This window comes from Accumulibacter sp., from assembly GCF_023806565.1.
Taxonomy (GTDB): domain Bacteria; phylum Pseudomonadota; class Gammaproteobacteria; order Burkholderiales; family Rhodocyclaceae; genus Accumulibacter.
Window position 1 is genome coordinate 16,583 of record NZ_JAMTDV010000054.1, and the last position, 12,241, is coordinate 28,823.

A 12,241-nucleotide genomic window follows, 5' to 3' on the forward strand; every position below is an offset into this window, starting at 1 on the left:
GTCATGCGGAATGATGCCGACACAGCCGTTCGGCGGCCGATACGATCGCTTCCGGCCGGGGTACGAACGCCTGTTCCAGGGGGAAACTGGCGGCCACCGGGGCGTCGGGCCCGCCCAGGCGGACGATCGGAGCCTTGAGCGCGGCAAAGGCCTCCTCCGCCACCACGGCGGCGGTCTCGGCGCCGACGCCGCACAGGCGATTGGCCTCGTGCACCACCAGCAGGCGGCCGGTCCTGGTCACCGAGGCGAGAACGATGCCGGTGTCGAGGGGTTTCAGGCTCCTCAAGTCGATGACTTCGGCGGCGATGCCGGCTGCCGCCAGCGAGTCGGCGGCCTGCAGGCAGTGCTGCACGGTCTTGCCGTATGAGACGAGCGTCACGTCGCGGCCTTCCCGTGCCACCGCCGCCTGCCCGAGCGGCACCACCGCCTCCTGTTCCGGCACCTCGCCGGGCTGGTAGAGAAGACCGATGTCAAGGAAGAAGAGCACCGGGTTGTCGTCGCGGATGGCCGCCTTGAGCAGACCCTTGGCATCGGCGGGATTGCTCGGCATCACCACCTTGAGGCCGGGGCTGTGGACGAACCAGGCCTCGAGATTGTGATTGTGCTGGGCGCCGACTCCCCAGCCCGCACCGGTCATCGCCAGGGTGACGAGCGGAAAGGAAAACTGTCCGCCCGACAGGTAGCGCAGCTTGCCGGCACTATTGACCAGTTCGTCCATGGCATAGCAGAGGAAAGGGGCGAAGAGCAGGTCGATCACCGGGCGCAGGCCGGTGCCGGCGGCCCCCACCGCCGTGCCGGCGATGATTCCCTCGGCGAGCGGCGTATTGCGCACGCGCAGGGCGCCGAACTCGGTCAGCAGGTCGTGACGCTTGGTGGCGACGCCCTCGCCGAAGACGAGGACGCTGCCATCGCGGCGCATTTCCTCGGCAAGGGCAGCGCCGACGGCATCGTGAAGGGTCAGGGTGGGCATGGTATTTCCTCAGGCATAGACGCCGCTCGCCAGATCGGCGGCGGACGGGTAGGGGGAGGCGTCGGCGAAGGCGCGGGCCGCCGCGATACGGCTTGTCACCCGCGCCGCCAGCTCGTCCGCCTCGGCAGCAGTGAGCATGCCCGCGTCGAGCAGGCGCTCGCGGTACCGGGCGATCGGGTCTCGCGCCCGCCAGGCCGCCAGTTCCGCGGCGTCGACGTAGCCCTGGTCGTCCGGCTCGAAATGGCCACGGGTGCGGTACGTATAGGTTTCCAGCAGAAACGGCTGGCCGCTTTCGCGCACCCGGGCCGCCGCTTCGCTCGCCGCCGCGAGAACTGCATCGACGTCGTTGCCGTCGACGGTGCGGGCCACGATGCGATAGCCCGCCGCCCAGTCGGCGACGTGCTCGTGGCCGATCGCCTCGCGCCGATGAACGAAGGCCTGCCAGTGGTTGTTCTCGCAAACGTAGAGAACGGGCAGCTTCCACAGGGCGGCGAGGTTCAGCGATTCGTGGAAGCTGCCTTCGCAGGCAGCCCCGTCGCCGAAGAAACAGGCTACGATCCCGGGTTGGCCGAGCATGGTCCGGGAGAGGGCAACACCGGTAGCCAGCGACAGCTCGGCGCCGACGATGGTCGAGGTGAGGACGACTCCCAGCTCCTTGACCGAAATGTGCAGGGAACCGCTGCGGCCGCCGCAGTAGCCATCGCGGCGGCCCATCACCTCGGCCAGGAGGCGGCCGGGATCGGCGCCGCGAGCGAGCAGATGGCCGGCGCTGCGGTGGTTGGTGAGGATCAGGTCGTCTGCCGAAAGGGCGTTGACCACGCCGACGGCGGCAGCCTCCTGACCGACCGAGGTGCAGGTGCCAGGCACCTGGCCGGCCGCGCTGCCGGCGACGATGGCCTCTTCGTAGGCGCGAACGAGAAGCATCTGTTCGAGCAGGCGCGGATTGCTTGGCGTGGCGTTCATTCTTGCTCCCGTGGTTGTCACGGAAGCAAGTCTAGGCTGCGTGGAAATCCGCACAAGACGGGAAAAGCCCGCTTAGCCTTCTTTTAAGAAGCGCTGAATGAAGATTTAAGAAAAGCCGTTCCCTCAGCCTTCAACGAGTTGCAGCGGTCGTGCCACCGAAAGCGTGAACCGCCCCCTGCCGCTCTTGTCGATGCGCACGCCGGCGGCGCGCTCTTCCAGGCGTCGCTGCAGGAGGACGAGCCGCGCTTCCAGGTTGTCGCTCACTCCCGGCAGGCGGATGCGGGGATCGACGCGCAGCCCCTTGTTGGTGAAGCCGGTACGCCGCCGCTCGACGAAGTCGCTGAGCAGCGCCCAGAGGATGGCGCCGGCGACGCCCTTGATCAGGTAGTCGTCGTCGATGAAGACGCTGTCATTGGCGGCAAAATGGCGCACGACCAGGGGTGGACCGGCCGGCGTCGGCGCCGCCTCGTCGACAGGCGGAGTCTCGTCCGCCAGATCGTCGGCGTGCTGATGATGAAGAATCGCCAGGCCCAATTGCGCGGCGAACGCGACCAGCGCATCTTCGTCGTCGTAGCCGAAATGCAGATCGGCGACGCTCTCCACGTAGAGCACTCCGAGCAGGCGATCGATGGCGGTGATCGGCACGGCGAGCTGGCTGCGCGCCTCCGGCAGGCCGGGCAGGGGAATGGCCGTTTCCAGCGCATCCGCCTGCCCGTCGGCGGCGAGCCCGTCGCGCACCGTGCGTCCGTAGCTGTATTCAGCAGCCATGAAGCCGATGCGGATCGGCGTGCGCTCGCGCGCACAAATGCCGATGACGCCCGCGCCAACGGGAATCTCCGATCCGACGCCGGACTGAGCATAGCCGCGGCTGGCCAGCGTGTACAGTCGCCCCCGGCCCTCGTCATGCATCAGCAGCATGACGTGAGCGATGCCGAATTCGTCAGCCAGCGAAGCAAGTGCCGTCTCCAGCAGGGCGGCCAGATTGCCGCAGCCGGCGAGGTGCCGGTTGGCGCGGCGCAGAGCCGTCAGGTAGTTGACCGGCGGCGGTGGCGCCAGAGTCGGTCCCGGAATCGGCTCGATCGCCAGCACGCGGTAGATGTCCGAGCCGAGCAGCCGGAATACTCCGGTCATGCCGAAATGCGAGGCGATGCCCGCGAGCTTTGCCTTCATCTGCTCGAAGATGGGCCCGGCAGTCTCGGTACGCAGGTATTGCAGGGTCAGGCGGTACTGGGCCCCGGTCAGGTGGCTGCTGAGCAGCAGGCGTACCGGCGATCCGCCAAGGACGTTCTGCCGCGTCGTGTTGAAGAACTGGTAGGTCAGTGCGACGTGCTCGTTGTCGATGAACTGCACTTGCGAGAGATACGCGAGATTCGGCATTCCCTCGCGGTCGCTGGTGGCGATGAGACCGGGAATGACGCCGTCCAGGCACTCGCGGATGGTTTCCAGGCGCGGAGTCATGCCACTGCTTCGCCAGCCCTCGGGCCCGGCGTCTGGATGAAAACGGCGCACGGGGTGAACACCACTGCCGCCAGATCGAGCGGGTCGCAGGTGTATACGGTGCGGATGATCGCCTCGGGGACGCCGAGCGGCACCACTTCCTGGACGAACTCGTCGGTATGGCGACGGATGATCGCCAGATCGCACGGATCGACGGTGGTGATCCGTGCGTCCCGGCCCTTGAGTTGCAGAGTGCGGTGCGTGGACGGCTGGCTGAAGACACTCGCCACGTTCCCGCTGCGTTCGACGTTGGCAAGCAGATCCCGGCAGGGCGTTCGTTGCACGAAGATGGCAACGCGACCGTCGTCGAGCACCTTGCACGCCAGCCCACGGATCATCGACCCGAGACCGTCGGCGTCGCACGAGGCGAGATTGACGCTCACCCCGGTCTGGATGAAAGCCGCGTGTTCCTGGTCCAGCATGTTTCCCCCGAAAGAAGCGGGACGGGAGGATTCGCCCCCATCCCGCGAGTATCGTTCCCCTGCCGTGCCAGGGATAACCGGAAATCCGCCAACGCCTGGCGAGCGGTTCGAGTGCTCTCACGCAAGGTTCTACTTCGCTCCCGCCGCAGGCGGATTGCCGCCGCCCGTGTCATCGAGGTCCCAGTCACCGTGGGCATACCAGTCGTCACCGAGCAATTCGGCCGGGTGCTGCGTACGGTCCGACCCGTTGCCGCAACGCATCGAATCGGTGGCGCAATAGGAGTCGCAGCCCCAGCAGACGCGCTCGGGATGTTTCGGGTGGAGCGGAAAGCGCTTTTTCATCGCAGATTCCTCCTGCCGTTCGTACGGGTACCGCAGCGGCCGACAGCCGGTGTACCAGTCCAGCCGCGTCGGCGACACGGTGCGTGATTATCGCCCCGATTGCGCAGCTCGGGCGCCAACGTCAGGCACGGCCAGGACATCGACCTGCAGCGCGCGGTTCGCGGCTTCGCGTGCGCTGCGGCACGCAAGTCTGGATGCGCTGGTCCGTCGATCGGGTGCCTGCACCTTGCGGCGCCGCTGTCCACGCTGCTTGCCAAGGGCGGCATTTCGGTGGAAGCTCACGCCTGATGCGACGACGTCTTTTCGACTTGCCGCCCGACTGCCGGTTCCACGGCTGCATCCCCCCGACGGAGTTCCCCCCATGATCCAGCTCAACATCAACGGCAAACCCTGCCAGGTCGACGTGGCTCCCGATACCCCGCTGCTCTGGGTGCTGCGCGACACCCTTCATCTCACCGGTACCAAGTACGCCTGTGGCGTGGCTCTCTGCGGTGCCTGTACGGTGCATGTGGACGGCGTGCCGACGCGCGCCTGTGTCATTCCCGTTTCCTCGGTCGCCGGTCGCCAGGTGATCACCATCGAGGCGGTGGACCAGCAGCGCATTGGCCAGGCAGTGCAGGATGCCTGGCGAAAGCTGGACGTGGTCCAGTGCGGCTACTGCCAGTCGGGGCAGATCATGAGTGCCGTGGCACTGCTCGCCGCGAACCGCCAGCCGACCGACGCCGACATCGACGAGACGATGGCCGGCAACCTGTGTCGTTGTGCCACGTACCAGCGCATCCGCGCTGCCATACACGAGGCCGCCAGGGCGCTGGCGTGAGGAGACGAGAATGACCGGGATCGGCATCGCCAACCTCAGCCGTCGCCGCTTCCTGCGGGGCAGCGCCGGCCTTACCCTCGGCTTCGTCCTGCCCGCCGCCGGGGCTGCTGCCGTTCGCGCGGGCGGCGGGCCGCCGGCAGCGGCGACCTTCGCGCCCAACGCCTTCCTGCGCATCGGCACCGACAACACCGTCACCGTCCTCTCCAAGCATCTGGAAATGGGGCAGGGCACCTACACCGGCCTGGCCACCCTGCTGGCGGAGGAACTGGACGCCGACTGGCAGACCGTCCGCGTCGAAGGCGCCCCGGCCGACGCCCGGCGTTACAACAATCTCTTCTGGGGCGACGCGCAGGGCACTGGCGGCAGCACCGCCATGGCCAACTCCTGGGAGCAGATGCGCAAGGCCGGCGCCACCGGCCGCGCCATGCTGGTCAGCGCGGCTGCCCGCGAGTGGCAGGTGGCGGCCGCTGAGATCGTGGTGCGCGAGAGCGTCGTCAGTCATCCGCCCTCCCGGCGCCGCGCCACTTTCGGCCAGCTCGCCCGGGCTGCGGCGGCGGAGCAGGTGCCGGCCCGGGTCTTTCTCAAGGACCCCAGCAATTTTCGCCTGATCGGCAAGCGTGCCAACCGCCTGGATTCCGTCGACAAGACCAGCGGCAAGGCGCAATTCACCCAGGATGTCTTCCTGCCCGGCATGCTGGTGGCCGTGGTGGCACATCCGCCGCGTTTCGGGGCCACGGTGAAATCCTTCGACGTCGCTCGCGCCCGGGCAGTGAAGGGCGTCGTGGACGTGGTGCAGATTCCCCAGGGCGTCGCCGTGCTTGCCATCGACACCTGGTCGGCCAAGAAGGGCCGCGATCTCCTGACCGTCGTCTGGGACGAGAGCAATGCGTGCAAGCTGGGCAGCGCCGAAATCCTTGCACGCTACCGGGAACTCGCCCGGACTCCCGGTCAGGTGGCCCGCCGCACGGGCGATGCGGAAGCCGCCTTCGCCCGGGCAGCCAGGGTGGTGCGGGCGAGCTATGACGTTCCCTATCTCGCCCACGCCGCTATGGAGCCCATGAACTGCGTCATCCGCCTGAGCGCCGACGGCTGCGAGGTGTGGAACGGCGAGCAGATGCAGACCGGAGACCAGCACGCTCTCGCCCGCTTCTTCGGTCTCCGGCCGGAGCAGGTGCGCATCCATACCCTCTACGCCGGTGGCAGCTTCGGCCGCCGCGCCAGCAAGGATTCCGACTACGTGCTCGAAGCCGCCGCCATCGTGCGGGCGATCGATGGCCGGGCGCCGGTCAAGCTGGTCTGGCTGCGCGAGGACGACATGCGCGCCGGCTACTATCGTCCGCTCTTCCATCATTCGCTGGCAGCGGCCATCGACGCCGACGGCCAGCTCACCGGCTGGCGCCACCGCCTGGTCGGGCAGTCGATCCTCATCGGCTCCCCTTTCGAGAAGGCCATGGTCCGGAATGGCATCGATGCCGTCTCGGTCGAGGGAGCGGCGAACCTTCCCTACGCCGTCCCCAACCTCACGGTGGATCTGCACACGCCCACCGACATTGGTGTGCCGGTGCTCTGGTGGCGCTCGGTGGGCTCCTCGCATACCGCCTTATCGAGCGAAGCCTTCCTCGACCAGGTGGCCGCCGCCGTGGGCAAGGACCCGGTGGCTCTGCGCCTCGAACTGCTCGCTGGCCATCCCCGTCACGCCGGTGTCCTCAAGCTGGCCGCCGAGAAAGCCGGCTGGGGCACGCCGCTGCAACCTGGCATGGCCGGCGAGCGGCGTGGCCGCGGCGTCGCCGTGCATGAATCCTTCCACTCCTACGTCGCCGAGGTGGCGGAGGTGACCGTTGCCAGGGACGGCGGCGTGCGGGTCGACCGCATCGTCGCTGCTGTCGATTGCGGCATCGCCATCAACCCGGACAACATCCGCGCGCAGGTCGAAGGCGGCGTCGGCTTCGCCCTCTCGGCCGTCCTCCACGGCGAAGTCACGCTCAAGGAAGGGCAGGTGGAGCAGGACAACTTCGGCAACTACCCGTTGCTGCGCATCAACGAAATGCCGCTGGTGGAAGTGTACATCGTACCGTCCGCCGCGCCGCCTACGGGCATCGGCGAACCGGGCGTGCCGCCGCTGGCGCCGGCCGTCGTGAATGCCATCCTGGCGGCCACGGGCAAGGCCCTGACCCGGCTGCCGCTGCGCACCGCCGAACTGGCCGCCTGAGGTGGACGGACCGGACTCGCAGCTGCTCGACGCCGCCCGTCGCTGGGCGGCCGCCGGGCACCGCTTCGCACTCGTCACCGTGGCCCGCACCTGGGGCTCCGCCCCGCGCCCGCCAGGAGCCTGGATGGTGCTGCGCGACGACGGCCTGGTCCAGGGTTCGGTCTCGGGTGGTTGCATCGAGGACGACCTCATCGCGCGCATGGGCGCCGGCGAATTCGCCGGCACTGCCGCGCGCGTGGCGCGCTACGGCGTCACCGCCGAAGAAGCCCGGCGCTTCGGCCTGCCCTGCGGCGGCACGCTGGAACTGGTCATCGAGCCGGCGCCGGACCCCGCCGGCCTGGAAGAACTCGCCACTCGCATCGGCGCGGGGCAGCTCGCCCGGCGCACCGTGGACCTCGCCCGCGGCAGCGCCTTCGTCGGCTCCGGCAGCCCGGCCGACGCCGTGGCCTGGGATGGCCAGCGCCTGGTTACCGTGCATGGCCCGGCCTGGCGCCTGCTGCTCATCGGCGCCGGCCAGATCTCCCGCTTCCTCGCTCCGCTCGCGCAGACCCTCGGTTACCGCGTGCTGGTCTGCGACCCGCGCGTCGAATACAGCGCGGAATGGGACGTGGCCGGTGCCGATCTGCTTCCCGGCATGCCGGACGACGTGGTCGTCGAACTCGCCCTCGACCCCCGCAGCGCCGTCGTCGCACTCACCCACGACCCCCGCCTCGACGACCTGGCGCTGCTGGAGGCGCTCAAATCGCCGGCCTTCTACGTCGGCGCGCTGGGCTCGCGCGCCAGCAACGCCAGCCGCCGGCAGCGGCTGCGGCAATACTTCGACCTCACGGAGGGCGAAATCGCCCGCTTGCACGGCCCTGTCGGCCTGCCCATCGGCAGCCGCACGCCGCCCGAAATCGCCGTCGCCATCGTGGCGGAAATGACGGCGGTGAAGAACGGCGCCGCCGCCCGCTTTGGCCCGCCGGCAAACGCGGTCGAGGCGCCGCCCCCGGCAGGCACGGGCTGCCGCATCGGCTGAAGATGGGCGGCATCGTCGGCATCCTGCTCGCCGCCGGCAGCGGCAGCCGCTTCGGCGGCGACAAGCTGCTGCATCCGCTCGCCGACGGCACCCCGATCGGCGTCGCCGCGGCCCGCTCGCTGCGCGCCGCCGTCGAGCGCGTCATCGCCGTCACCCGCGAGGGCGACGACAGATTGGCCGACCTGCTCGCCGAAACCGGTTGCGAGATCCTCGTTGCCCCGGATGCCGCGCAAGGCATGGGGCACAGTCTGGCCGCCGGGGTGCGGGCGGCGCCGGCTGCCGACGGCTGGCTGATCGCCCTCGGCGACATGCCGTTCATCGCGCCGGCAACCCATCGCCTGATTGCGCAGGCGATCGCACAGGGACACTCCCTTGCAGCGCCGGTGTACGAGGGATCGCGCGGGCATCCGGTGGGCTTTGCTGCCGGGTGGTACGAACGCCTGCGAAACCTCGAAGGCGATACCGGCGGCCGGTCTGTCTGGCAGCGCGGGCCGGAGGAACCGCATTTACTGGCTGTCGACGATCGGGCGGTGATCCGGGACATCGATTCCAGAGGGCAGATGATCGGAGGACGGTGACGGCACCCGGCGGTGCGTGCGCGCCCAATGCACCACTGCGCCTGGCAGCGATGGCGAGGACACTTGCTGCCGTTGCGTCCGCACCGACTCTTGCGGCGACCTGCGACAAACCGATGCCGGCGTGCCGTGGCCCGCAGTGCCTGGGCCGTACGGCATTGGGAGACGCATGCCGCTCCAAGATCGGCCAGGATCGGCCAGGATCGGCGATTGACACCTGCACGCGGCGTCAGCGATACTTTTTGCATGCTCGGGAGGCCGGCCGTGCCCCGTGGATGCTGGGCGGCACGCCACCACGGCATGCACGGGAAGGGACGTCTTGGCGCAGATTTTCATCAGCTACCGGCGGTCGGACGCTTCGGGCCACGCGGGTCGCCTGCGCGACCGGCTGCGCGCGCACTTCGGCGACGACGTCGTCTTTCAGGATGTGGATGACATCCCCGACGGCGAGGAGTTTGCCAAGGTGATCGAGCGCGCGCTCGACTCCTGCAAGGTGGCGCTGGTCGTCATCGGGCGGAACTGGGTGAACGCGCAGACGGAGCAGGGGGTGCGGCGGTTCGAGAATTCGGACGATTGGGTGCGCACCGAGGTCGGAATCCTGCTGCGCCGTGGAATTCGCGTAGTCCCCGTCCTGGTCCAGGGCGCGTCGCTGCCCCTGCGCGAAGAGCTTCCGGAGGAACTGCAGGATCTCGCTGGCCGCAATGCGCGCGAACTGCGCGACAGCGCGTGGGATTCCGATGTGTCGCTGTTGCTCAAGAGCCTTGAAGGTGTCGTGAGCTCGCGCCGCAAGAGGCACACCGCAATCACGGCCGCGGTCGCCGCGGCGGTCATCGGCGGCCTCGTGTACGCCGGCCTTGCGGTCACGATCGGTGTCGGAAAAATTGTCGTGCCGCATCTCGAAGGCAAGCCCGCCGAAATGGCGCGCGACATTCTGGCCAGGGACGGGTTCAAGAGCGTTCACGAAGAGGTGCTGCCCAGTGCAGAGTTCGGGGCAGGGCGGGTGGTTCGCACCGAACCCCACGCGGGCACGAACGTCGCGAAGACGGACCCGGTGACGATCTTCGTTTCCGTAGGGTTGGCTGACGAGAAGGCACAATCGGGGCCGCAGGTTGCGACCCCCGGGGCTACAGCGCCAGGCGAGGCCGGCGGCGCCCATTCGGCGGCGGAGAAGAGTCTGGCGGGGAATCCGCCTTCGGATGCTGCAACGGCTGCTTCGGCGCAGGGCGAGGGAAAAGAGAAAAAGCCTGTGACCCGGGACACGCCGACGCCGCCACCGTCCTCGAGTGGCTCGGTGGCGGCGGCTGGCGAAAGTCTCAGCGTGGCGGGAGTATGGAAGATCACCCAGCGCAGCCCGAACGGCACGACAGCCGACGGCTTGTTGCGCATCGGAGTCACTACCGTGCAAGGCCAGCCCCCGAGGCTGACGGGGCGTGTGGATTGGAATTCCGAGGCTCCGGGACGGATCGTGCGCAGCGAGGTCGCGGGCACAAGGATCATGTTCGTGCTGCGTTACGCCGATGGTGTCGAGGGGACCTACACCGCGGTTCTCGATTCCTCGCACACCTCGATGACCAACGGGCTGACTGCATCGAATCGCGGTGACAGTGCCACCTGGACGGCGAAGCGCAGCGAGGCGAGGCAGTGACGACACCGGTCGCGGCCCGATCCCACAGCGGGCGGACAGGGGCCGACGGAATGTCCGTCCGGCGAAGCGCTATGGCCAGATTGCTTCGAGGATCTGGCTGAGACGCGCCCCTGCCTGGATCAACTCCGCCTTCTTGATCGAATTCATGGTGGTTTCGTAGTCTGGCGGCAGGGTGACGCTCCAGGCGGTCCCGCGCTTTGCTCCGAACTTGAGCGGCTGCAGTGCCTGCCTGGTATGCGTCAGCGTTTCGCTTGCCCACTTCGCCGGCCACTCCTCGACTGGCCCGGGCGTCAGCGGCGTGCTCCTGGCGAGCGTGATCCAGGAATTGCCGATCCTGCTCGCGCTCATCGACGACGGCACCTCGTCCCAATGATGGTGAAGATTCTCGCCGGCGGGCGAAAGCAGGAGGTCATTTCCGCCTCGCGTGTCGGTCGCCGGACGGAAATGACCTGGATCGGGGTCCACCGCTCGTCCGGCTGCATTCAGATAGATCGCGCCAACGTGCAGCGGCTGGTGAATGTCGCCGACGTAGTGCGTCAGCAACAGCAGCGCCTCCCGTCGATCCTTGATCTGGAAAGGCGCTGGCGCGGGTTGCCCCTTGAGGACCAGGATGGCTGCGGTCAGGGCGTGCACGATGTCGTCTGCGCGCGCTCCGGTCACGTCGCTCGCATATCCGGCGCGCTGGATGGCGACGTCCGAGTAGTGGTACTCCTTGTGGCAGGAATCCTCGCTCGTCCTGAGGACGCAGTTCGCGTGGTTGCGCCGAACGAAATCGACCATTGCCGCTTCGCCTTCCGGGGTTTCGAAGCCCCGGCATTCGGGAAATCGACCGACTTCGCCATAATGGAAGCCGTGGTCCGTGGACACGCCTTTCGCGCAATCCGCCCAGACCGCTGCGTCGGCCAGCGTCAGCCCGCCAAGCACTGCCTTGACCTGCTCCGCGGTGTGCGTGCCGACCAGCAGACCATCGGCGATTGCGCCGACGGTCCGATGTCCGCCGGGTCCCCAGGCATGGGCGGGAATGGCGAAAGCGCCGACGCAGGCGGCGACGAACAGACGCAGGCAGGTCGTCAACATGATGATTCGATCTCCCGTGCTGGAGGGATTCGTCCGAAGGTAAAGGGCTTTCCCGAAACCTTTCGGGCCGGGGAGCAGCACCTTACCACTCCGGTCGATCGAAAGACAGGGGGGGCGGCCCGAGATGACGCAAGCGCGACTTCAAGCCGACCCTTCTCCCTTCTTGAGTCGCTTTCGTTCGCTTTGGCCTAGCTCGTCGCCGGAAAACTCGCTCACTTGTCCGCCCCAACGGCCCCGCCGAAGGACGTTCATGCCGGTTTGCTTGTCAACCGACCGGGTGGCGAAAGGGGGGCGGTAGTGGCGGAGTTGGAGCCGGAATCAGGCCCTCACGATCCGAGGGTGAACTTCTCTCGAACGCAGGGTCAAGGCTCATCGCGACCACTTGTAGAACTGCCGCATCATTTCTTGGGTCGGATAAGTCCGTCCGTCGTCATGTATCAGAGCATGCCCGCAGTGCCCAGGCGCCGGTTAGCCGGACAGAAGAATCGGGGTCTGTCCGGAATGGCACTACTCTCGTGCAGAAAGATAGTTCACGATGGGTGTTTCAACGTAGACTGATGGCAGTGGAGTTTCCATACTTACACCTTGGAAGCCGTAGTCTGTTGTTCTACTTTTGCCGGCTCGCCAGGACCGACTTTTCCGAAGATTGACCCTGAAAATCATCTAGCCGGCCTCCCGCCACCGAGGAGGTAGTGGGCTAAAG

The 12,241-nt window shown here is 67.8% G+C and carries 11 protein-coding genes; 5 read left to right on the forward strand and 6 right to left on the reverse strand.

Features of this window, described 5'->3' with window-relative positions; translation table 11 throughout:
* Window position 1: 1 nt before the first annotated feature.
* From NFV80_RS06280 to NFV80_RS06300, 5 genes are all read right to left on the reverse strand, one after another.
* The gene (locus tag NFV80_RS06280) at window positions 2–970 is read right to left on the reverse strand and encodes a transketolase C-terminal domain-containing protein (RefSeq protein WP_295327526.1); all 969 of its coding nucleotides are present in this window, start codon (window positions 968–970) and stop codon (window positions 2–4) included.
* A gap of 9 nt (window positions 971–979) precedes the next feature.
* Window positions 980–1,933, reverse strand: a complete 954-nt coding sequence (locus NFV80_RS06285) for a thiamine pyrophosphate-dependent dehydrogenase E1 component subunit alpha (protein WP_295327528.1) — start codon at window positions 1,931–1,933, stop codon at window positions 980–982.
* 123 nt (window positions 1,934–2,056) lie between these two features.
* Window positions 2,057–3,391, reverse strand: a complete 1,335-nt coding sequence (locus NFV80_RS06290; RefSeq protein ID WP_295327530.1) for a GAF domain-containing protein — start codon at window positions 3,389–3,391, stop codon at window positions 2,057–2,059.
* Entirely contained in the window at window positions 3,388–3,852 is a 465-nt protein-coding gene (locus tag NFV80_RS06295) for a pyridoxamine 5'-phosphate oxidase family protein (protein WP_295327531.1), read from the reverse strand. Before NFV80_RS06295 ends, NFV80_RS06290 begins: the two co-directional genes overlap by 4 nt.
* Window positions 3,853–3,981: 129 nt before the next feature.
* On the reverse strand, window positions 3,982–4,194 hold the full coding sequence (locus NFV80_RS06300; RefSeq protein WP_295327533.1) for a DUF3079 domain-containing protein: 213 nt from the start codon (window positions 4,192–4,194) through the stop codon (window positions 3,982–3,984).
* A gap of 361 nt (window positions 4,195–4,555) precedes the next feature.
* Between NFV80_RS06300 and NFV80_RS06305 the strand changes: the two genes are divergently transcribed.
* The 5 genes from NFV80_RS06305 to NFV80_RS06325 all read left to right on the forward strand — a co-directional run bounded on the left by NFV80_RS06305 (window position 4,556) and on the right by NFV80_RS06325 (window position 10,461).
* Window positions 4,556–5,014: a (2Fe-2S)-binding protein gene (locus NFV80_RS06305; protein WP_295327535.1), complete on the forward strand. Its 459-nt coding sequence runs from the start codon at window positions 4,556–4,558 to the stop codon at window positions 5,012–5,014.
* A 10-nt stretch (window positions 5,015–5,024) separates the two neighbouring features.
* Window positions 5,025–7,223 (forward strand): xanthine dehydrogenase family protein molybdopterin-binding subunit, encoded by a 2,199-nt coding sequence (locus NFV80_RS06310; RefSeq protein WP_295327537.1) that lies wholly within the window; start codon window positions 5,025–5,027, stop codon window positions 7,221–7,223.
* 1 nt (window position 7,224) lies between these two features.
* Window positions 7,225–8,241 (forward strand): XdhC family protein, encoded by a 1,017-nt coding sequence (locus tag NFV80_RS06315; protein ID WP_295327539.1) that lies wholly within the window; start codon window positions 7,225–7,227, stop codon window positions 8,239–8,241.
* 2 nt (window positions 8,242–8,243) lie between these two features.
* The gene (locus NFV80_RS06320) at window positions 8,244–8,819 is read left to right on the forward strand and encodes a nucleotidyltransferase family protein (protein WP_295327541.1); all 576 of its coding nucleotides are present in this window, start codon (window positions 8,244–8,246) and stop codon (window positions 8,817–8,819) included.
* Between the two features lie 316 nt (window positions 8,820–9,135).
* On the forward strand, window positions 9,136–10,461 hold the full coding sequence (locus tag NFV80_RS06325; RefSeq protein WP_295327543.1) for a TIR domain-containing protein: 1,326 nt from the start codon (window positions 9,136–9,138) through the stop codon (window positions 10,459–10,461).
* Between the two features lie 69 nt (window positions 10,462–10,530).
* Here the strand turns inward: NFV80_RS06325 and NFV80_RS06330 are convergent, their stop codons facing one another.
* On the reverse strand, window positions 10,531–11,538 hold the full coding sequence (locus tag NFV80_RS06330) for a S1/P1 nuclease (protein WP_296758156.1): 1,008 nt from the start codon (window positions 11,536–11,538) through the stop codon (window positions 10,531–10,533).
* Window positions 11,539–12,241: the final 703 nt, after the last annotated feature.